The organism is Nocardia asteroides (genome assembly GCF_021183625.1).
GTDB lineage: Bacteria > Actinomycetota > Actinomycetes > Mycobacteriales > Mycobacteriaceae > Nocardia > Nocardia asteroides_A.
This window is the reverse complement of sequence record NZ_CP089214.1, coordinates 5884852-5904899: the sequence shown is the minus strand read 5'-3', so window position 1 is coordinate 5904899 and position 20048 is coordinate 5884852. Positions and strand designations below refer to the sequence as shown.

At 70.5% G+C, this 20048-nt stretch carries 20 protein-coding genes and 1 tRNA gene; 6 read left to right on the top strand and 15 right to left on the bottom strand.

Annotated features, from left to right (window positions below; genetic code table 11):
- Window positions 1-27 precede the first annotated feature (27 nt).
- From LTT61_RS27235 to LTT61_RS27225, 3 genes are all read right to left on the bottom strand, one after another.
- The gene (locus tag LTT61_RS27235; protein ID WP_233016862.1) at window positions 28-1065 is read right to left on the bottom strand and encodes a branched-chain amino acid ABC transporter permease; all 1038 of its coding nucleotides are present in this window, start codon (window positions 1063-1065) and stop codon (window positions 28-30) included.
- Between the two features lie 103 nt (window positions 1066-1168).
- Window positions 1169-2371: a branched-chain amino acid ABC transporter substrate-binding protein gene (locus tag LTT61_RS27230; protein WP_233021222.1), complete on the bottom strand. Its 1203-nt coding sequence runs from the start codon at window positions 2369-2371 to the stop codon at window positions 1169-1171.
- Between the two features lie 305 nt (window positions 2372-2676).
- Window positions 2677-3294: an ANTAR domain-containing response regulator gene (locus LTT61_RS27225; protein WP_233016861.1), complete on the bottom strand. Its 618-nt coding sequence runs from the start codon at window positions 3292-3294 to the stop codon at window positions 2677-2679.
- A gap of 143 nt (window positions 3295-3437) precedes the next feature.
- On the opposite strand from LTT61_RS27225, the gene LTT61_RS27220 reads away from it, so the two are divergent.
- Window positions 3438-3524 (top strand) — tRNA-Leu (locus LTT61_RS27220).
- A 435-nt stretch (window positions 3525-3959) separates the two neighbouring features.
- On the opposite strand, the gene LTT61_RS27215 is transcribed toward LTT61_RS27220, so the two are convergent.
- Complete coding sequence (locus tag LTT61_RS27215) at window positions 3960-5204, bottom strand: helix-turn-helix domain-containing protein (RefSeq protein ID WP_233016860.1); 1245 nt, start codon at window positions 5202-5204, stop codon at window positions 3960-3962.
- Between the two features lie 569 nt (window positions 5205-5773).
- Here LTT61_RS27215 and LTT61_RS27210 point away from each other — a divergent pair.
- Both LTT61_RS27210 and LTT61_RS27205 read left to right on the top strand, forming a co-directional pair.
- Entirely contained in the window at window positions 5774-6391 is a 618-nt protein-coding gene (locus LTT61_RS27210; protein WP_233016859.1) for a low molecular weight phosphatase family protein, read from the top strand.
- A gap of 106 nt (window positions 6392-6497) precedes the next feature.
- Window positions 6498-6911 carry a hypothetical protein gene (locus tag LTT61_RS27205; protein WP_233016858.1) on the top strand — a complete coding sequence of 138 codons (414 nt, stop codon included), beginning with the start codon at window positions 6498-6500 and terminating at the stop codon, window positions 6909-6911.
- Between the two features lie 54 nt (window positions 6912-6965).
- Here the strand turns inward: LTT61_RS27205 and LTT61_RS27200 are convergent, their stop codons facing one another.
- From LTT61_RS27200 to LTT61_RS27150, 11 genes are all read right to left on the bottom strand, one after another.
- The gene (locus LTT61_RS27200) at window positions 6966-7865 is read right to left on the bottom strand and encodes an acyl-CoA thioesterase (RefSeq protein WP_233016857.1); all 900 of its coding nucleotides are present in this window, start codon (window positions 7863-7865) and stop codon (window positions 6966-6968) included.
- A 52-nt stretch (window positions 7866-7917) separates the two neighbouring features.
- Window positions 7918-9336 (bottom strand): pyruvate kinase, encoded by a 1419-nt coding sequence (gene pyk, locus LTT61_RS27195; protein ID WP_233016856.1) that lies wholly within the window; start codon window positions 9334-9336, stop codon window positions 7918-7920.
- Window positions 9337-9406: 70 nt separating this feature from the next.
- The gene (locus LTT61_RS27190; protein ID WP_269821805.1) at window positions 9407-10075 is read right to left on the bottom strand and encodes an amino acid ABC transporter permease; all 669 of its coding nucleotides are present in this window, start codon (window positions 10073-10075) and stop codon (window positions 9407-9409) included.
- A gap of 6 nt (window positions 10076-10081) precedes the next feature.
- On the bottom strand, window positions 10082-10849 hold the full coding sequence (locus LTT61_RS27185; protein ID WP_233016855.1) for an amino acid ABC transporter substrate-binding protein: 768 nt from the start codon (window positions 10847-10849) through the stop codon (window positions 10082-10084).
- 102 nt (window positions 10850-10951) lie between these two features.
- The gene (locus LTT61_RS27180) at window positions 10952-11479 is read right to left on the bottom strand and encodes a TM2 domain-containing protein (RefSeq protein ID WP_233016854.1); all 528 of its coding nucleotides are present in this window, start codon (window positions 11477-11479) and stop codon (window positions 10952-10954) included.
- 73 nt (window positions 11480-11552) lie between these two features.
- Window positions 11553-12848: a prolipoprotein diacylglyceryl transferase gene (lgt, locus tag LTT61_RS27175; protein ID WP_420094835.1), complete on the bottom strand. Its 1296-nt coding sequence runs from the start codon at window positions 12846-12848 to the stop codon at window positions 11553-11555.
- A 90-nt stretch (window positions 12849-12938) separates the two neighbouring features.
- The gene (gene trpA / locus LTT61_RS27170; RefSeq protein WP_420094834.1) at window positions 12939-13766 is read right to left on the bottom strand and encodes a tryptophan synthase subunit alpha; all 828 of its coding nucleotides are present in this window, start codon (window positions 13764-13766) and stop codon (window positions 12939-12941) included.
- On the bottom strand, window positions 13730-14983 hold the full coding sequence (gene trpB / locus LTT61_RS27165; RefSeq protein WP_233016852.1) for a tryptophan synthase subunit beta: 1254 nt from the start codon (window positions 14981-14983) through the stop codon (window positions 13730-13732). The genes trpA and trpB overlap by 37 nt, the downstream gene beginning before the upstream one ends.
- Window positions 14980-15798, bottom strand: a complete 819-nt coding sequence (gene trpC / locus LTT61_RS27160; protein ID WP_233016851.1) for an indole-3-glycerol phosphate synthase TrpC — start codon at window positions 15796-15798, stop codon at window positions 14980-14982. Before trpC ends, trpB begins: the two co-directional genes overlap by 4 nt.
- A gap of 205 nt (window positions 15799-16003) precedes the next feature.
- Complete coding sequence (locus LTT61_RS27155; protein WP_233016850.1) at window positions 16004-16687, bottom strand: TIGR02234 family membrane protein; 684 nt, start codon at window positions 16685-16687, stop codon at window positions 16004-16006.
- Window positions 16684-18240, bottom strand: coding sequence for an anthranilate synthase component I (locus tag LTT61_RS27150; protein WP_233016849.1), 1557 nt, complete (start codon window positions 18238-18240; stop codon window positions 16684-16686). The genes LTT61_RS27155 and LTT61_RS27150 overlap by 4 nt, the downstream gene beginning before the upstream one ends.
- An 89-nt stretch (window positions 18241-18329) precedes the next feature.
- Between LTT61_RS27150 and LTT61_RS27145 the strand changes: the two genes are divergently transcribed.
- From LTT61_RS27145 to LTT61_RS27135, 3 genes are all read left to right on the top strand, one after another.
- On the top strand, window positions 18330-18791 hold the full coding sequence (locus LTT61_RS27145) for a peroxiredoxin (RefSeq protein ID WP_233016848.1): 462 nt from the start codon (window positions 18330-18332) through the stop codon (window positions 18789-18791).
- Window positions 18792-18845: 54 nt separating this feature from the next.
- Window positions 18846-19418 (top strand): permease, encoded by a 573-nt coding sequence (locus tag LTT61_RS27140; protein WP_233016847.1) that lies wholly within the window; start codon window positions 18846-18848, stop codon window positions 19416-19418.
- 203 nt (window positions 19419-19621) lie between these two features.
- Window positions 19622-20047 carry a MarR family winged helix-turn-helix transcriptional regulator gene (locus LTT61_RS27135; protein WP_420094833.1) on the top strand — a complete coding sequence of 142 codons (426 nt, stop codon included), beginning with the start codon at window positions 19622-19624 and terminating at the stop codon, window positions 20045-20047.
- Window position 20048: the final 1 nt, after the last annotated feature.

Here is a 20048-nt window from a genome sequence, read left to right as displayed (position 1 = left end):
GGCGCTGCGTCACCGGGTCGTGGTCGGTCATACGCGTGCCTTCCCGAGACTCTCACCGAGGATGCCGGTCGGCCGGAACATCAGCACCAGTACCAGCACCACGAAGGCGACCACGTCGCGCCACTCGGTGCCGAAGAGGATCTGGCCGTAGTTCTCCGCGAGGCCGAGCAGCAACCCGCCGAGCAGGGCGCCGCGCAGGTTGCCGATGCCGCCGAGCACCGCGGCGCTGAACGCCTTGATGCCGAGCACGAAACCGCCGGAGTAGATGATGCCGTTCGGGATCTTGAGCGCGTAGAGCAGCGCGGCGGCGCCGGCGAGGACGCCGCCGATCAGGAAGGTCAGCATGATGACGCGCTCGCGGGAGACGCCCATCAGGGTCGCGGTGTCCGGGTCCTGCGCGACCGCGCGGATGCCGCGGCCGAACTTGGTCCGGTTGATCACGATCTCGGTCGCGATCGCCAGGATCACCGCGGCGGCGATGATCACCAGCGTCACGTTGGTGACGTCGGCGCCGCCGAAGCTGAACTGCACCTTCGGCTCGACCAGCATGATCGGCTGCTGGGCATTGGTGCCGCCCAGCCCCGGCCAGATCTCCGGGAGCACGAAGTGCACGAACTCCTGCAGCACGAACGACATGCCGATCGCGGTGATCAGGAAGATCAGCGGCTTGGCTCCGCGTTTGCGCAGCGGCCGGTAGGCCACCCGCTCCAGCCCCACCGCGGCGGCGCCGGAGACCGCCATCCCGAAGAGCATCGCCAGCCCCAGGTAGGTGACGGTGAGCAGGATGCCCTCGGAGTAGACGTCGCCGCTCGGCGAGAAGCCGAGCAGCATGAGCCCGATGTACTGCCCGAACAGCCCGAGCATGAAGACCTCGGAGTGGGCGAAGTTGATCAGCCGCAGCACGCCGTAGACCAGCGTGTAGCCGACGGCGACCAGCGCGTAGATCGCGCCGTAGGACAGCCCGTCGACGGTCAGCCGCCAGAACTGGTCGATTACGCCCTCGTAGTTGAAGTCGATCGACCCGTCGGCGAGGTAGGCGGCGCCGAGCAGAGTTGATGTCGTCATTCGTAGTTCGCCCTCATCTTCACCCGCACGGATTCGGCCCCGGACGAAACGGCACGTACGCCCCCCGGCAGGGTTCGCACGTGCCGTTTCGCCGGTCGTCCGGCTACTTGACCTCGTAGATCCAGATCAGCGCGTTGGACAGTTCACCGTTCGGATTCCACTTGTACTGGCGGGCCAGACCGGCGCCGTCGTAGGTCTTCACGTAGTCGAGCAGGGCGGGCCTGGTGACCGCGCCGCCGTCGATGCCCTTGGCCAGGATCGTGGTCAGGTCGTAGGCCTCGACCGAGTACACGCCGGGCGCCTGGCCGTTCAGCGCCTCGTACTCCTTGGCGAAGGTCTCCGGCGCCGGGCCGCACGGGCAGGAGAGCACCGCGCCCTTGGCCGAGCTGCCCGCCTGCGCGACGAACTGCGGGTCGTTGGTGCCGTCCGCGGAGACGAAGACCGCGTCCACGCCGCCCGACTTCAGCTGCTGGGCCAGCGGGGCGCCCTCGGAGTAGTAGCCCGAGTAGAAGATGGCGTCCGGCTTCGCGGCCGAGATCTGGGTGACGGTGGCCGAGAAGTCCTTGTCGCCCTTCTTGATGCTGGCGGCGCAGGCCGGGTCGGCCGCGGCGCCGAGGCCTGCGGTGATGCTCTTGGCCAGGCCGGTGCCGTAGTCGGTGTTGTCCTGCACGACGCAGACCTTCTTGTACCCGGCGGTGTTCACCAGGTAGTTCGCCACCGAGGGGCCCTGCACGTCGTCGTTGGCCAGACCGCGGAAGAAGGTCTGCCAGCCGTTCGCGGTGAGCGTGGCATTGGTCGCCGAGGAGGTGACCGAGACCAGCCCGGCGTCGCTGAGGATCTGGCCGGTCGCCTTGGTCTCGCCGGAGAAGGCCGGGCCGACCAGGCCGATCACCGTCGGATCGTTGACGATCTGCGGGATCACCTGGGACGCCTTCTGCGGGTCACCCTCGGTGTCGAACTGCTTCAGCGCGATCTGGCAGCCCGGATTGGCCTTGTTGTGCTTGTCCAGCGCCAGCTTCACGCCGTTGACGATATTGATGCCGAGCGCCGCGTCCGGGCCGGTGAGCGCGCCGGCCATGGCGATCGAGGTGCCCGCCGGGCAGGTCGCGCCGCCGGCACCCGCCGGATCGGCCGCCGCGGCGGCGTCCACCTTCGGGATCTCCTTGCCCTGCTCGTCGACCTGCAGCACGGGCTGGATCGACAACCCGCCCGCACCCGCGGTGCCGGACGAATCCGCACCGTCGCTCGTCGACTTGTCGCCACATCCGGTCAGCACCAGCGCGGCGACGGCACCGAGTGCCAGCACGCCGCGCGTGGAGCGCCTTCGCCATGTCGAACTCAGCACGCGTCTCACCTCTACGTTCCTGTGTTCCCCCGGTCGGACCGGGGAGGCCGACCGCGCCAGCCCGGTCAGAAACATAGCGTCGGTACGATGGATCCGCATCACAATCGCTCCATGAAGACGACTTCGTGTCGAATTGTTCGCGCAGTTCACGTTTCCGGCAGGTAAAATTTCCGGCCGCGACGGCGGCATTTCCCCGCCACGATTCCGCGGAGGCGTCGCTCAACCCCCTGACACGCGTTCCGCGGGTATCGAAAATGCCGCGCAGATCACTGCGGCGCGAGATTCTCCAGCACGACCTCCGCGACCGCCTTCATGGTGGTGCGCCGATCCATCGCGGTGCGCTGGATCCACTTGAACGCCTGCGGCTCGGAGAGCCCCTGGGTCTGCATCAGCACGCCCTTGGCGCGCTCGACGAGTTTCCGGGTCTCCAGCCGCTCGGAGAGGTTCGCCACCTCGCTCTCCAGCGCGGTGATCTCGTGGAACCGGCTCGCCGCCAGCTCGATGGCCGGAACCAGGTCGGACTTCGTGAACGGCTTCACCAGGTAGGCCATCGCCCCCGCGTCGCGCGCCCGCTCCACCAGGTCGCGCTGGCTGAAGGCGGTCAGGATCACCACCGGCGCAACGCGTTTCGACGCGATCTCGGCGGCGGCGTCGATCCCGTCCCGGCGCGGCATCTTGACGTCCATGATCACCAGATCGGGTTTCTGCTCCACCGCGAGGTCGACCGCCTGCTGCCCGTCACCGGCCTCGCCGACCACCTCGTAGCCCTCTTCGGTGAGCATCTCGACCAGGTCCATCCTGATGAGCGTCTCGTCCTCGGCGACGACGACACGCTTCGCACCGGTGTCCCGCGTCGGGCCGGCGCCCCCTGCTGTACTGCTCATTGGTAGACCCCTCTGGTTCCGCATGCGAGTGCTGTAGAGAGTACCGTTCAGCCCGCCGAACAACCCATATACCCTGCGCGAACCCGCCGCGCCCCGCCGTTTCGCGGCCGGGGGCGCCGAGCGGCTATAGTCGCTTCCGGTGCGCCGGGTTGGCGGAACTGGCAGACGCGACGGTCTCAAAAACCGTTGCCCGAAAGGGCGTGTGGGTTCGAGTCCCACACTCGGCACCAAGGCTGTCCACCGGCAGGGAATACCGGACACAGCCTCAGGGGTTCAAATCCCCTGAAAACTCGGGCCAGAGGATGACGAGAACGGCCGGTGCTCCGGCGCTATCGGTTGGCGGCATTTCTGCATGGCCGCAGCCGTTCTGTGGTTCACCGGGCAGTTGCCATGGTTGTACGCCTGCGCACTGCGAGCGGGACGACGTCCGGTGTTCAGACTGCGCTCGAGACCGTACACAGCGTTGTCGATGGGGTGCAGTGCACGCCGCGCCCTCTTTATGCTTTTCGGCGTCGCTTTCCGCTTGACAGTGCGAACGGGGTGCATCGCGCGTCGGACGCTACGGGGAACGAGCATTCGCGACAGGAATCCCATGGCGAGAGCGTACGGGCTGCGGTGGCGGCGCAATGCCATAACTGATCGCCGAATCGGCGGGGTACCCGAATTCAGTCGAGGTGGGTGATTCCGCACCAGGCGGCGAAGCCTCGGACGGTATCCGTCGCACGGGCTTCCTGACGCGCGAGGGTGCGTACGGTTTCGCGGACCATGGGATGGTAGCGGGTCTGGGTTGGCGTGATTTTCTTGGCGGTTTGCAGGGCGGCGAAGGCACGCTGTCTGTCGCCGTTCAGGAGGTGGCCGCGGGCGAGGTCGATGTAGTGGTGTCCGACTCGTTCGCGGGGGGTTTCGGGTGGCAGGCGGAGGTTCTCGGAGCGCTTGACGGCTTCGGTGCCGTCCATCGACTCGACCGCGAGGCCTACCGACCAGATGGCGACGTTGGCGGGGCCGAAGCAGAGGCGGTAGTCGTCGCGGTCGGTGCCGATGCGGGCCGCGATTTGCCTCGCCTCCTCCAAGTGAACGTCGGCGGCGTCGCGTTTGCCCCATCGGGCGGCGGCGAGGGCGGATTTGAGGTGCAGATTGCCGTAGGTGGCCAGGATGGCCTGGTCGCCTCGGTGCAGTTCGTCTTCGAGCCGGGAGCGGCTTGTTGCCAGGAGGCGTTCGGCGGCGGCGAAATCGGCTACGCAGATGAGTTCGCCGGCTCGCTGGTAGTCGCCGACGAGGACGGCGAGTTCATCGCCGGAGCGGGCGGCTGCCCATTCGTAACGGTCGACCGCGAGCGAGGACAGATCGGTATAGCCGAGTTTGTAGACGGCCTGGGAGGTGGCGGCGAACGTCTCGGCGAGCAGGCCGAAGATGCGCTCTTCGTCCGGGCCCGTGGTGGAGTGCCTGGCCGCTCGGAGGTCGTGCAGCAATGGCGGGAGTAGTCGGCCCAGGTCGCCGAGTTTCACCAGGTGACGCAGTTGTGAGGCGCGAGCGACATCGCGTGCGAGATCGGCGAACGGCCGAATGGGTACATCGCCGGGCGGGAGGTGATAAGCGGCGAGTTCGCGCCGGATCTCGGGAATGCCGGCGTGCATCTTCTGCTCGTCCGGAGTAGTGCGCGGGTAGGTCTCTTCGTAGAGGTCACCCGGTGCCACTTCGAGGGCTCGTGCGCACGCGGCGGTGAAAGAGGGGGATGCGGGCAGGCGGCCCTGCTCGACCTGTCGGATGAGGGACAGAGAGACGCTGTCGGAGTACCGGGCGACTTCTTGCGCAAGGCGTTCCTGGGTCCAGCCGCGAAGTTTGCGGGTTCCCCGAACTCGCTGTCCCACACCGTTGTCCGTAATTCCGCTCATACCGCTCATACCGCTCATGATCCGATTGGACTCGGTTGTCCCGCTCGAAACTGACAGAAAACTTGGCACCGCTTCTCCGACTCGGGCGCGAAGCTGTCGGTCAGCACGCTCGACAACCACGACGAACAGGGGATATCGGTGGGGAGCAGGAGTGAGCAGGGGTGCGAACACGGACCGTGGATTCCGGTCTCGCTGTGTGGGGCGGTGCTGTATCGGGGGAGCGAGATCGCGCGGGTGGCGTGTCCGGCGGGGCCGCACCCGGCACCGGTCGAGGGCGGAATGATCGTTCTGCATCAGTTCGGCGGGTCTCGGCGGGAAGTTTGTCCGTGGCGCGGTGTGCGGGTGGTGGACAACCGGACGGACCGGAGCCCGGCGGCGGTGGTCCGGGTGCGGTGAACCGTTGTCCCGGTGCGGCCGCTCGGAGTGAGGTGAACTCCGAGAATTCACGCACCGGGTGCAGAGACCCGAGATGGGTTCCCCGGGGGGCGTGTACGGTATCCGACCTGCGGGTGAACACTTGCCGGGCGGGGTGTGATTTCCCGCTGCGCGGGGTCGTGACAGCGCTGTGACCTGCATACCGTTGTCGTATGCACGTCCTGTTCGTCTGCAATGGCAACGTCTGCCGTTCGGCGATCGCCGAGCGGCTCACGCGCGCCCTCGCGGTCGACTACGAGTTGCCCCGGCTCACCGCGGAGAGCGCGGGGACCCGCGCGCTGGTCGGGTTTCCGGTGGAACCGCTGGCGGCGCAGACGATCTCCGGGCTCGGGGGTGATCCGGATGGGTTCAGGGCACGCAGGTTGACGCCGGAGATGGTGGATCGGGCGGATCTGATCCTGGCGATGACCGATCAGCTCCGGGACCAGGCGGGCGGGATGGGGTTCGGGGCGCAGGCGCGGGCCTTCACGCTGCTGGAGGCGCGGCGGATCGCGAAGCTGACGGGGGCGCGGACGATCGGCGAATTGCATGCCGCGCGTAACGATCTGGCGTATGTGCACCGGGAGAACATCGCCGACCCGGTCGGGCTCTCGGCGCAGTCCTACTGCGAGGTGGGTGATCGGATCGCGGAGGCGGTGGTGCCGCTGCTGCTCGCGCTCGCGCCGTACGAGCAGGCGCGGCCGGTGGAGGAGGTCCAGCTGGGGCTGGTGATCCGCCCGCAGCCGCAGGCCCCGCTCTCGGCGTTCCTCGCCGCCAACCGCACCCGGTGATCGACCGCGCGGCGTGGTGCCGGTTCCCGCGGCGGACCTCGGCGCTACACTCCCCGCGGACGAGCCCTGCGCCGATTCCGGCGCGACCCGAGGACAGGAATCAGGCATGCCGAAGCGGATTTCGGATGTTTCGCTCCACGTCTACCTCACCCCCGAGACCCTCGACCACGTAGTGCGCGCGGTGCGCGACGAGGTCGACGCGCACCTGGCGGACCGGGAGGTCTTCGCCTGGCGCTTCACGCTGCCGGTCGACCCCGACGACCCCCGCCACGCGGCCCTGGAAACCCGGTGGCGGACCGACAATCCGGACCGGGCCCCGGGGGCGCGCGGCTGCTACGAGATCGCGCTGAGCCTCGTCGGCGCCCCGGCCGAGCTGACCGACGCCGATATCGCCGAGCTGGAGCACAAGCTGCTGCTCGCGCTCTACGCGACCCCGGGCGACGAGCCGGAGATCCCGTTCACGCTCTCCGCCTCACAGCGCACCGACCTCGACCTCGACACCGACCGCGAGCGGATCTAGTCCACCGCCGCGACAGCGGACAGCAGTCCACCGCCGCGACAGCGGCAGCGGCAGCTAACTCTTCGGCCGACGCGGCGGGAAGTGCCGGATCACGCCCTCCTGCACGGTGGTGGCGAGCAGTTCACCGGTGCGCGCGTAGAACCGCCCGGTGGCGAGCCCGCGCGACCCCGCCGCCACCGGCGACTCGGTGGCGTACAGCGTCCACTCGTCGAAGCGGAACGGCCGATGGAACCAGATCGAGTGGTTCACCGTCGCCGCGACGATCCGGTCCAGCCCCCAGGAGAGGCCGTGCGTGGTGATGATCGAATCCAGCACGGTGGTGTCCGACGAGTAGCCGAGCGTCGCGTTGTGCAGCAGCGGATCGTCCGGCAGCGTGCCGTCGGCCTTCATCCAGACCCGGTTGTGGTTGAGCTTCTCCCCGGTGCCCTTGAGGATCCAGGACGGGTCGTTGGTATAGCGGAGGTCGATCGGCCGCGGGGCGTTCACGAACATCTCCAGCTTGTCCTCGAACCCAGCGAAGCTCTGCTCGATGCGCGGCAGGCTCTCCGGGTCGGGCACGTCGGGGCGCTCGTGCGCGTGCTCCAGCCCGCGGCCCCACTCCTGGAAGGCCGCGAGCATGACGAACAGCTCCTGTCCGTCCTGGCTCGCGGTGACCGTGCGGTTGGCGAAGGCGCGCCCGTCACGGTGCCGTTCGACGTGGTACTCGATCGGCTTCTTGACGTCGCCACCGCGCACGAAGTGCGCGTTCACCGCGTGCACCGGCCGGTCGCCGACGGTGCGGCCCGCGGCGATGATGGCCTGCGAGACCAGCTGGCCGCCGAAGGTCCGGCTCCAGACCTTCGCCGGGTGCTGCCCGATGAACACGTCCCCCCCGACCTCCTCGAGGTCGAGGAGGCCGAGCAGCACGTCGAGATCGGTCCCGGCCCCGACAGCGCCGGGAACCGCCGGGGTCACGGGTGCGCACCGCCCGTCGCCGGGACGGACATGGCAGCGGATAGGTCACTCACTAATGGTCCTCCTCACCGATCCGGTGTACGTGGATCAGGTTAGTGGAACCGACGGTTCCGGGCGGGGACCCGGCCACGATGACCACGAGGTCACCCCGCTGGTAGCGGCCGAGGGTGAGCAGCGCGGTGTCCACCTGCTTGATCATGGCGTCGGTGCTGTGCACCGTCGGGACCAGGAACGTTTCCGTTCCCCAGGTGAGCGAGAGCTGGCTGCGCACCTCCGGGAGCGGGGTGAAGGCGAGCAGCGGCAGCGGGGTGTGCAGCCGCGCGAGACGGCGCACGGTGTCACCCGACTGGGTGAAGGCGACCAGCGCCTTGGCGTTCAGCCGCTCGCCGATGTCGCGCGCGGCGTAGGAGATGACGCCGCGCTTGGTGCGCGGCACGTGGGTCAGCGGCGGCACCGTCGTCGACTCGGACTCCACCGCGTTCACGATGCGCGCCATGGTGCGCACGGTCTCGATCGGGTAGGCGCCGACCGAGGTCTCGCCGGAGAGCATGACCGCGTCCGCGCCGTCCAGCACCGCGTTGGCGACGTCCGAGGCCTCGGCCCTGGTCGGGCGGGAGTTCTCGATCATGGACTCCAGCATCTGGGTCGCCACGATCACCGGCTTGGCGTTCTCCCGCGCCATCTGGATGGCCCGCTTCTGCACCAGCGGCACCTGCTCCAGCGGCAGCTCGACGCCGAGGTCGCCGCGGGCCACCATGACGGCGTCGAAGGCCAGCACGACGGCCTCCAGGTTGTCGATGGCCTCCGGCTTCTCCAGCTTGCCGATCACCGGCACCCGGCGCCCGACCCGGTCCATGATGTCGTGCACCAGCTCGACGTCCGACGGCGAGCGCACGAAGGAGAGCGCGATGAAGTCGACGCCGAGCGCGAGCGCGAACTCCAGGTCCTCGATGTCCTTCTCCGACAGCGCGGGCACCGAGACGTTCATGCCGGGCAGCGAGACGCCCTTGTTGTTGGAGACCGGGCCGCCCTCGGTGACCCGGCAGATCACGTCGTTGCCGTCGACCCCGGTGACGGTGAGCCCGACCTTGCCGTCGTCGACCAGCAGCCGGTCGCCCGCCTTGGCGTCGGCGGCGAGCTCCTTGTACGTGGTGGAGACCCGGTCGTGCGTGCCGTCGACCTCGTCGACGGTGATCCGCACCTCTTCCCCGGTGGCCCAGGTGGTACGGCCCTCTTTGAAGCGCCCGAGCCGGATCTTGGGCCCCTGTAGGTCGGCGAGAATGCCGACGGCGCGACCGGCATGGTCGGAGGCCTGCCGCACCTTCTTGTAGTTCTCGGCGTGGTCCGCGTGCTCACCGTGGCTGAAGTTCAGCCGGGCAACGTCCATACCGCTCTCGACGAGTTCGCGAATACGGTCCTCGGAGGCAGTGGCCGGTCCGAGAGTGCACACAATCTTCGTCCGTCGCATCACGGCGTCGAGACTAGTCCTGCCCGGGCCTTTCGCCCTCCTCGGCGCGGATGAAGCTCTCGTGAACGGGTGCTCACCGCGCGACGTGCCGGGAGAGCCGCGTCTCCAGCCGGGTCTGGCCGAAGCCGAGCACCAGGCAGATGACCCAGTAGTACACCGCGGCCACGCCGTACAGCGCGAAGAAGTCGAAGGTCGGCGCGGCCGCCAGCTGGGCGGTCCTGAGCAGCTCGGTGACCAGGATCGTCGAGGCCAGCGAGGTGTCCTTGACCAGCGAGATCAGCGTGTTGCTCAGCGGCGGGACGGCGATCCTGGCGGCCTGCGGCAGGATCACCAGCCGCAGGATCTGCGGGTAGCGCAGCCCCACCGCCCAGGCCGCCTCCCACTGCCCGTGCGCCACCGAGAGGATCGCCGCCCGCACCACCTCGGCCGCGTAGCCGCCGACATTGAGGCTGAAGGCGATCACCGCGGCCGGGAACGGGTCGATGACGACGCCGAACTGCGGCAGCGCGTAGAAGACGATGAAGAGCTGCACCAGCAGCGGCGTGCCGCGGATGATCGAGATGTAGACCCGGGCGGGCACCGAGAGCACCCACAGCGGCGACAACCTGGCCAGCGCGAGCAGCAGCGCCAGCGCCAGCCCGATGACGAAGCTGACGGCGGTGAGCGGGAGCGTCATGGTCACCGTGGCGCGCAGCATCGGCGCCAGGTTGTGCAGGATCAGCTCCCTGGTGGCGGGATCCATCCGGGGTCAGTTGCCCGCGGGGGCGCTGACGTCGGTGCCGAAGTACTTCTCCGAGATCCGCTTCAGGGTGCCGTCGGCGCGCAGCTCGTCCAGGGCGCGGTTCAGCTCGGCGAGCAGGGCGTCGCCGGAGCGGGTGGCGAAGGCCTGCTCGGTGGTGGAGCCGGTCTCGGCGGCCACCTTGACGCCGCTGTCGCCGGTGCGGGTGGTGTACTCGGCGACCGCGAGGTTGTCGTTGACGGTGGCGTCCACCCGGCCGTTCTTCAGCAGCTGCACGGCCTGCACGAAGCCCTCGACGGCCTCGACCTTCGCACCGGCGTCGGTGGCGACCTGGTTCCAGTTGCTGGTGACCGACTGGGCGCTGGTCTTGCCGCGCAGGTCGGCGAGCGAGGTGATCGAGTTGTCGTCGGAGCGGGTCACGACGACGCCATCGGAGAGGGTGTACGGGGTGGAGATGCCGTACTTCTCGCTGCGCTCCGGGGTCACCGTCACCTGGTTGGCGACCACGTCGAAGCGGCGCGACTCCAGCCCGGCGAAGATGGCGTCCCACGGCGTCTGCACGAACTCGACCCGCTTGCCCAGCTTCTCGCCGACGGCCCGCGCGATCTCGACGTCGTAGCCGGTGAGCGCGCCGTCGGTGCCCTGGAAGCTGAAGGGCGCGTAGGTGCCCTCGGTGCCGACGCGGAGCACGTCGGGGTCGCTCGAGCTGCTACACGCCGTCAGGCCGGTGGCGGCGAGAACGGCGAGCAGAACGGCGGCGAACAGCCTGCGGCGCACGGCTGACCCCTTTCGACGGAGAGGCTCAGCCTATCGCTCCCCCGCCGGGAACGGACCGAGACGCCACCGCGGGAGGCGGTGACGTCTCGGGGCGGCGCGGAGTCAGTCCCGCAGCGGGCGGCCCTGGACGTCGGGCACCTTGCCCATCAGGATCATGATTCCGTCGATCAGCGGCCAGATCGCACCGATGCCGCAGGTCACGATGCTGACAACGAGCTGGAGCACACCGATCGTGGTGTAGCCGAGGTAGAACCGGCCGACCCCGAAGGTGCCGACGAAGATCTGCAGCAGACCGGCGACCAGCTTCTGCTTGTCGGAGAACGGGGCGCCGTAGATGTCGCGGCCGTACGGGGCCTCCGGGTCGTTCGGGTTGTACCCCTGGGGCGGCGGGGCCGGGTAGGCGCCCTGGTTCGCGTACGGGTCGCCGGGCTGGCCGTACTGCGGCTGCCCGTACTGCTGCGGCGGCTGGCCGTACTGCTGCTGGGGCTGGCCGTACTGCGGCTGCTGGGCGTACGGGTCGGACTGGGCGTACGGCTGCTGCGGCTGCTCGCCGGACTTGTTCAGGTCAGGGCCGGTGCCGGGCGGCCCGTACTGGGGGCCACCCGGGTTGTTCTGATAGGGGTCGGTCACACGTCCTCCTCCGTCGTGCGGGCGCCTTGCTCAGGCCCCGTGTGCTGATCCGAGCGGCGAGGAGCCGCGACGGTCACGAGTCATTCTGGCGTGAACCACTCGGTTTCGTCGCGGTGGACCCCGCTTCGCTCTCGGTTCCGTTATCGCCGGCACCCGCGTCGGCGTTGCCGGAATCCTCTGACGTCTTCGCCAGATCCGGATCGGGAGTGGTTTCGGTGGCCTTCGCCCCGGGCGAAGTCTCGGTCTCCGGCGTCTCCGCCGCACCCGCGGCAGGCGGTTCGGGCTTCTCCCCCGTCGCGGCGGTCGCATTCTTCACGTCGACGGAAGCACCCTCGTCCTTCGCGTTCGCGGCATTCGCCGCCTTCGCCTCCGCTTGCTCACCCTCGTCCTTCGCATCCGCCGATGCGTCGACCCCGTCCGGGTCGCCCGGAACAGCCTCCGCCGCACCGTAGGTGCGCAACGCGCCGAACTGCCACGGCCACGGCCGCCCGGTGGCCGGCTGCAGCTGCTCCGCCCGCTCCCGCCCCTTGGTGGCGAAGACGAAGTACGCGATGGCGAGCAGGAACACGACCGCCGCGGTGAACGAGTTGATCCGGATCCCGGCGATGTGCGTCGCCTCGTCGTCGCGCATGAGCTCGACGAAGAAGCGGCCGAAGCTGTACCCGGCGACGTAGAGCGCGAAGAGCCGCCCGTGCCCGATCCGGTAGCGCCGGTCCACCCAGACCAGGGCGAGCACGATGAGCACGTTCCAGAGCAGTTCGTAGAGGAAGGTCGGGTGCACGACCTTGTCCACCACGCCGGTGGAGACCCCGCCCATCATGTCCAGCCTGCCGTCGTCGCCGACCCGGCGGTAGATCTCCAGCCCCCACGGCACCTCGGTCTCCCGGCCGTACAGCTCCTGGTTGAACCAGTTGCCGAGCCTGCCGATGGCCTGCGCGAGCAGAATGCCGGGGGCGACGGCGTCACCGAGGGCGGGCAGCGGGATCTTGTAGATCCGGCAGCCGATCCAGGCGCCGACGGCGCCGAGCGCGACCGCGCCCCAGATGCCGAGCCCGCCCTGGTAGATCTTGAGCGCGTCGACCGCGTTCCCGTCCGGCCCGAAGTACTTCTGCCAGTCGGTGGCGACGTGGTAGAGCCTGCCGCCGATCAGCCCGAACGGCACCGCGAACATGGCGACGTCGAGCACCGCCCCCGGCTGCCCGCCGCGCTCCCGCCAGCGCCGCTCACCCCACCAGATGGCGACGATGATGCCCGCGATGATGCAGAGGGCATAGGCGCGCAACGGGAACGGCCCCAGCTGCCAGACACCCTGCGCGGGACTCGGAATGTAGGCCAGCACGTCGGCGGCGCCGGAAAGACTGTCTGCCAGGACTCGTGAGGTCACGGACGCCACCGTATCCGAGCCGCCGGGCCGACCGCCCGGGCAGGGGCGAAGGGCGCACCTCCGGCGGAGCTGCGCTCAGGAAGTGACCGTCGCGGAGCGAACACCTTCGGCGAGCTCGGCGGTCAGGGCACGCACCGCCTCCAGACTTTCACCCGCGGCGGTGACCAGCGCCGACCCGACGATGACACCGTCGGCGTAGGCGGCGATCTCCGCGGCCTGCGCCCCGGAGCGCACCCCGAGCCCGACCCCGATCGGAATGTCACTGTGCGCCCGGATCCGCGCGCACAACTCCGGCGCCGCCGAGGAGACGGCATCCCGGGCACCGGTCACGCCCATGGTCGACGCGGCGTAGACGAACCCGCTGCTCGCCTCCAGCGTCATGACCAGCCGCTCCTCGGTGGAGGACGGCGCGACCAGGAAGATCCGATCCAGCCCGTGCGCGTCGGCGGCGGCGATCCACTCCCCCGCCTCGTCCGGGATGAGGTTCGGCGTGATGATCCCGGACCCGCCCGCCGCCGCGAGATCGCGCGAGAAGGCGTCGATCCCGTAGCGCAGCACCGGATTCCAGTAGCTCATGACCACGGCCTGGCCGCCGGCCCCGGTGATCGCCTCGACCACCCGGAACACGTCGCGCACCCGCACCCCGTTGCGCAGCGCCTGCTCGGCGGCGACCTGGATGGTCGGCCCGTCCATCACCGGATCGGAGTACGCGACCCCGACCTCGACGATGTCGCACCCGGCCTCGACCAGCGCGCGGCAGGCCGCGATCGACCCGTCCAGGTCCGGGTACCCGGCGGGCAGGTAGCCGATCAGCGCGGCCCTGCCCTCGCCGCGGGCGGCCGCGAACGTGGCCGCGAGACGCGAAGTCACGCTTCCTGCCCCTCGTCGAAGAGCCCGAACCAGCGGGCGGCGGTGTCCATGTCCTTGTCTCCGCGACCGGAGAGGTTCACCAGGATGATCGCGCCCGGCCCCAGCTCCCTGCCGAGCCGCAGCGCACCGGCGACGGCGTGCGCCGACTCGATCGCCGGGATGATCCCCTCGGTGCGGCTGAGCAGCAGCAGGGCGTCCATCGCCTCGGCGTCGGTGACCGGCTGGTACTCGGCGCGGCCGATGTCCTTGAGGTAGGCGTGCTCGGGGCCGACGCCGGGGTAGTCGAGCCCGGCGGAGATCGAGTGCGACTCGATGGTCTGGCCGTCCTCGTCCTGCAGCAGGTACGAGTAGGCGCCCTGGAAGGCGCCGGGGGTGCCGCCGGTGAAGGTGGCCGCGTGCCGCCCGGTCTCGACGCCGTCGCCCGCGGCTTCGTAGCCGACCAGCCGGACCCCGGCGTCGTCGAGGAACGGGTGGAAGATGCCGATGGCGTTGGAGCCGCCGCCGACGCAGGCCGCCACCGCGTCCGGCAGCCTGCCGGTGAGCGCCTGCACCTGCGCGCGCGCCTCCAGCCCGACGATCCGCTGGAAATCGCGGACCAGCAGCGGGAACGGGTGCGGGCCCGCGGCGGTGCCGAAGCAGTAGTAGGTGTCGTCGGCGTGCGAGACCCAGTCGCGCAGCGCCTCGTTGATGGCGTCTTTGAGCGTGCGGGAGCCGGTCTCCACCGAGACCACGCCCGCGCCGAGCAGCCGCATCCTGGCGACGTTCAGCGCCTGCCGCGCGGTGTCGACCGCGCCCATGTAGATCACGCACTCCAGGCCGAGCAGCGCGCAGGCGGTGGCGGTGGCGACGCCGTGCTGGCCGGCGCCGGTCTCGGCGATCACCCGCTTCTTGCCCATGCGCTGGGCGAGCAGCACCTGCCCGAGCACGTTGTTGATCTTGTGCGAGCCGGTGTGGTTCAGGTCCTCGCGCTTGAGCAGGATGCGGGCGCCGCCCGCGTGCTCGGCGAGCCGGGTGCACTCGAAGACCGGCGACGGCCGCCCGGTGTAATCGCGCTGCAGCCGGTCCAGCTCGTCCAGGAAGGTGCGGTCGGCGCGGCACTTCTCGTACTCGGCGGTGACCTCCTCGATCACCGCCATCAGCGCCTCCGGCACGTGCCTGCCGCCGTAGACGCCGAAGTGGCCGCCCGCGTCCGGCTCGTGCGCGCTGTGTTCGGCGACGCCGGCGCTGGCCTGGGGCAGACCGGCCGTCACCGGCCCCGCCTGGCCGGCTTCGGGCAGGACGGGTGGGTGCCGGCGGTGACCAGCTTGAGCACCGCGGCCCGCGGGTCGCCGCTGGTCACCAGCCCCTCGCCGACCAGGACGGCGTCCGCGCCCGCACCCGCGTAGGCGAGCAGGTCGGCGGTGCCGCGGACGCCGGACTCGGCGATCCGGATGACCTCGGTCGGCAGCCCCGGCGCGATCCGGGAGAAGACGTCGCGGTCCACCTCGAGCGTCTTGAGGTTGCGGGCGTTCACCCCGATCACCGAGGCGCCCGCCTCCAGCGCCCGGTCCGCCTCCTCCTCGGTGTGCACCTCGACCAGCGCGGTCATGCCGAGCGATTCGGTGCGGTCGATGAGCGAGGAGAGCACGTCCTGCGGCAGCGCGGCCACGATCAGCAGGATGACGTCGGCGCCGTGCGCCCGCGCCTCGTGGATCTGGTACGGGCCGACGACGAAGTCCTTGCGCAGCACCGGGATGGAGACGGCGGCGCGGACGGCGTCCAGGTCGTCCAGCGAGCCGTGGAAGCGGCGCTCCTCGGTGAGCACGCTGATCACCCGCGCGCCGCCGTCCTCGTAGGCCTTGGCGAGCGCGGCCGGGTCGGTGATCGTCGCCAGCGAGCCCTTGGACGGGCTGGCGCGCTTGACTTCCGCGATCACTCCGATACCGTCCTCGAGCAGCGCTGCCCTGGCGTCCAGGGCGGGGCGTGCCGCGGCTCCCGCCGCCTTGATCGCGGCGAAATCCGTGACCGCTTCGCGGGCGGCCACGTCTGCACGGACCCCGTCGAGAATCGAGTCGAGTACCGTCATCTGGCTCGAATCCTTTCTGGGGAGACGGACTTGCTGCCTGAAAATCCCTCCAGGCGCTGTCTCACCGATGCCGACCAAGAATAAATGCCCGGGAACCGGGAGTCCGAGCCGGGTCGGGGGTTGCCTCCCCCGGCACCGCTCCCACCGGGCCGGACCTGCGCACCCGGGGTGCGCGCGGAGCCGTGGGGCAGGACTGCGCGCCGCGTCACTCCGCGCCCGCGCTGCGAGGCCGGTCACCCGTGGTACCCGCCGTTCCCGGGTCGGCGGTGGGGTCGTCGCCCGCGTCGATGGCGTCCCAGAGGACGCGCTCGGAGAGGTCGGCGTCCGCGCCCGATCGGGCCTTGTCGAGTTCGGCCCCGGCCGCGGCGCGGCGGACGGCGGGGGCGTCGTAGCGCCCGGAGAGCTCGGCGGACTCGCGTGGCATGCGGGCGAGCAGCACCCCCGCGGTGAAGGCGGCGAGCGCGGCGGCGACGGCGATCAGCGCCGGGAGGACGGCGGTCTGCGCGCCGGTGACCACGGCCCGCCCGGGCAGCTCGGCCAGCGTTGCCCCGCGCTGCCCCGGGTCGCCGGAGCCGGTGAGCAGCGCGAACGGCGGCACCGCGGTGACCGCGGCGACCAGGGTGACCAGCACCCCGAGGAACCGCCGCAGCCACCCGCGCGTCGCGAAGACCGCCGCGATGGCGGCGAGCAGCACCAGCGCCAGCGGGGTGAGCGCACCGAACCAGGTGCCGCCGTTCAGCTCGTCGGTGCGCGGCTCGGTGAGCCCGTCCGACGAGGTCACGGTCACCCAGGTCATCCGCGAGGCCACCCACATGAGCCCGGCCGCCACGGCGAGCAGGACCACCGGCCCCACCGGATACCGCCGCGCACCCGGCTCTCCCCCGCTCACAGCGCGCCTTCGCGCACCGGGGCCTCGGCCCCGAACGGCCGCACCGTCCGCGCGGCGGCGACCGCGCGCAACACCGCCATCGCCTTGTTCCGCGCCTCGTCGTCCTCGTACTCCGGCACCGAGTCGGCGACCACCCCCGCCCCCGCCTGCACGTAGGCGATCCCGTCCTTGACCAGCGCGGTCCGGATGGCGATGGCGGTGTCGGCGTCGCCGGCGAAGTCCAGGTACCCGACGACGCCGCCGTAGATCCCGCGCCGGGTCGGCTCCAGCTCCTCGATGAGCTGCATGGCCCGCACCTTGGGCGCCCCGGAGAGCGTGCCCGCCGGGAAGCAGGCGCGCACCGCGTCCAGCGCGACCTTCCCGGCCGCGAGCTGCCCGGAGACCGTGGAGACCAGGTGCATGACGTGGCTGTACCGCTCGATGTGCCGATACTCGGTGACCCGCACCGTCCCCGGCCTGCACACCCGCCCCAGGTCGTTGCGGCCCAGGTCGACGAGCATGAGGTGCTCGGCGTTCTCCTTCTCGTCCGCCAGCAGCCCCTTCTCCAGCAGCAGGTCGTCCTCCTCGGTGGCCCCGCGCCACCTGGTGCCCGCGATCGGGTGCGTCGTCGCCACCCCGTCCACCACGGTGACCAGCGATTCCGGGCTGGAGCCGACGATGGAGAAGGCGGTGCCGCCCGCGCTGTCCGGGATCTGCAGCAGGTACATGTACGGGCTCGGGTTGGCGGCGCGCAGCATCCGGTAGAGATCGATCGGCTCGCCGTCGAAGTCCATCTCGAAGCGCTGCGAGATCACCACCTGGAACGCCTCGCCCGCCTCGATCTCACCGATCAGCCTGCGCACGTCGGCGCCGAACTCGTCGCTGCTGCGCGCCCGGCGGTAGTCCGGCTCGGGCTGGTCGAAGACCGAGACCGTCGAGGCGGCGGGGGCGGCGAGCGCGGCGGTCATCCGGTCCAGCCTGGCGACGGCGTCGTCGTAGGCCTCGTCCACCCGGTCGGCGGTGCCGTTCCAGTTCACCGCGTTGGCGATCAGCGTGATGGCACCCTCGTGATGGTCGAAGGCGGCCAGGTCGGTGGCGAGCATCAGCACCATCTCGGGCAGGTGCAGGTCGTCGGCGGCGAGCGTCGGCAGCCGCTCCATCCGGCGCACCGCGTCGTAGCCGAGGTAGCCGACCATGCCGCCGGTGAGCGGGGGCAGCCCGGGGATCCGCTCGGTGCGCAGCAGTTCGAGGGTGTCGTGCAGCGCGGTCAGCGGGTCGCCGCCGACCGGGGCGTCGGCGGGCGTGGCGCCGAGCCACGCGGCCTCGCCGTCGGCGACGGTGAGCGCCGACGGGCTGCCCGCGCCGATGAACGACCAGCGCGACCAGGAGCGCCCGTTCTCCGCCGACTCGAAGAGGAAGGTGCCCGGCCTGCTCGCGGCCAGCTTGCGGTAGGCCGAGAGCGGGGTCTCGGAATCCGCGAGCACCTTCCGGGTCACCGGGACCACGCGGTGCTCCGCGGCCAGCTGGTGGAAGCGTTCGCGGGACGTGGTGGCTGGGGTCGACGCGGCGTGCATCGGGCCATCATCCCAGGTGGCCGCGAGCGAATATCGGGCCCCCGCGCGCCCGGGCCCGACCGGCCGCACGGCAGGTAGGGTCGGGGTTCATGCAGACAGGCCAGCTCGCTCCGCGGTTCGAGCTCCCCGATCAGTCCGGTACACCCCGTTCGCTCGACGCGCTGCTCGCCGACGGACCGCTGGTGTTGTTCTTCTACCCCGCCGCCAACACCCCGGTGTGCACCGCGGAGGCGTGCCACTTCCGCGACCTGGTCGGCGAGTTCGCCGCGCTCGGCGCGAGCTGCGCCGGGATCAGCACCGATTCGGTGGAGACGCAGTCCGGCTTCGCGGGTAAGCAGAGCCTCCGCTACCCGCTGCTCTCCGACGCCGACGGCGCGGTGGCGAAGGAGTTCGGCGTCAAGCGCGGGCTGCTCGGGAAGCTGGCCCCGGTGAAGCGGCAGACCTTCGTGATCGACACCGACCGCACCGTGCTCTCCGTGATCACCGGCGAGCTGCGCGCCAACGTGCACGCCGACGACGCGCTGCGGTTCCTGCGCGACCGCGCGAAGTAGGGGGAAGGGCCCGGCCGCGCCCGTCCGGCGGGCACACCGGCCTACCCTGGATCCATGACAGCGAGCGAGGTCCCGGTCGATCGGCGCAAGCCCGCCGCGGTGGTGTGGCGCAACCGCGCGATCGCGGCGGTGGCGCTGCTCGCGGTGCTGGTCGTCGCCTACCTGATCCTGGCCGCGTTCCTGCCGCGCTGGTGGGCCCAGCGCCTGGCCGCCGCGGTGGACGGCAGCTTCGCCAAGGGCATCGGCTGGGGTCTGCTCTACGGCGGCGTCGGCACCGCGCTCACGCTCTTCCTGCTGCTCGCCGCCGGGCTCGGCTGGCGGCGCAGGGGCGGACGCTTCCTGGCGGGCGCGGCCGCGCTGCTCGCGCTGCTGGCCGCGATCCCGAACCTGCTCACGCTCACCGTCGTACTCGGCACCAGCGACGCCGCGCACGCGGGCGAGCGCATCCTCGACGTCGACGCCCCCGCCTTCCGCGGCGCCGCCCTGACCGGCGCGATCCTCGCCGCGGTGCTCTTCGCCGCCGTCGCCGCGCTGCTGGCCCGGCGCGGCATCCGCCGTCGCAGGGGCGCCGGACGGGTGGTCGAACCGGCCGCCGGAAAGCCGGCGACCGATTCCGGCGGTTTGTGAGTGTTTTCACGGAACCGAGCATCTTCATGACGCTCGAGCATCACCGTGGCAAACTCGCTCACGCGAGTGACTGTGAATACACGTTGCAGTGAATTCCGCGCCTAATCAGCCCGGCTGAATTTCGCCCCACGTCACTTGGCTCCGAAAGTAGGCAGACAGTGACGAAATGGCTCGACCCGGTCGAAGAGCGCGCCTGGCGCGCGATGGTCACCGTGACCACCCGGCTGCCCGGTGCGCTCGACACCCGGCTGCAGCGCGAATTCGGGATCACGCATTTCGAGTACTGGGTGCTGACCCTGCTCTCCGAGGAACCCGGGCACCGGCTGCAGATGAGCGAGCTGGCGCACAAGGCAAATGCGTCGTTATCCCGGCTCTCGCACGTGATCTCGAAACTGGAGCGGCTCGGCTGGGTGCAGCGCTCCGCGACCTCGGGGAAGCGCGGCGTGCAGGCCGTCCTGACCGATGCCGGGTATGTCAAGGTGGTCGAGGTGGCGCCGGGCTACCTGGAGGCGGTGCGCAGGCTGGTCTTCGACGCGCTGGACTCGGAGACCACCCGCGAGCTGGCCCGGGTGGTCGACACGCTCTCCCGGCACCTCACCGACGTGCTCGACCCGGAGAACCAGGACTGAG

Coding starts and splice junctions, on each gene's coding strand:
- LTT61_RS27235 (WP_233016862.1), bottom strand. CDS start 1,065: ATGACGACATCAACTCTGCTCGGCGCCGCCTACCTCGCCGACGGGTCG.
- LTT61_RS27225 (WP_233016861.1), bottom strand. CDS start 3,294: ATGAGCAGTACAGCAGGGGGCGCCGGCCCGACGCGGGACACCGGTGCG.
- LTT61_RS27215 (WP_233016860.1), bottom strand. CDS start 5,204: ATGAGCGGTATGAGCGGTATGAGCGGAATTACGGACAACGGTGTGGGA.
- LTT61_RS27210 (WP_233016859.1), top strand. CDS start 5,774: ATGCACGTCCTGTTCGTCTGCAATGGCAACGTCTGCCGTTCGGCGATC.
- LTT61_RS27205 (WP_233016858.1), top strand. CDS start 6,498: ATGCCGAAGCGGATTTCGGATGTTTCGCTCCACGTCTACCTCACCCCC.
- LTT61_RS27190 (WP_269821805.1), bottom strand. CDS start 10,075: ATGGATCCCGCCACCAGGGAGCTGATCCTGCACAACCTGGCGCCGATG.
- trpC (WP_233016851.1), bottom strand. CDS start 15,798: ATGACGGTACTCGACTCGATTCTCGACGGGGTCCGTGCAGACGTGGCC.
- LTT61_RS27150 (WP_233016849.1), bottom strand. CDS start 18,240: ATGCACGCCGCGTCGACCCCAGCCACCACGTCCCGCGAACGCTTCCAC.
- LTT61_RS27145 (WP_233016848.1), top strand. CDS start 18,330: ATGCAGACAGGCCAGCTCGCTCCGCGGTTCGAGCTCCCCGATCAGTCC.
- LTT61_RS27140 (WP_233016847.1), top strand. CDS start 18,846: ATGACAGCGAGCGAGGTCCCGGTCGATCGGCGCAAGCCCGCCGCGGTG.
- LTT61_RS27135 (WP_420094833.1), top strand. CDS start 19,622: ATGGTCACCGTGACCACCCGGCTGCCCGGTGCGCTCGACACCCGGCTG.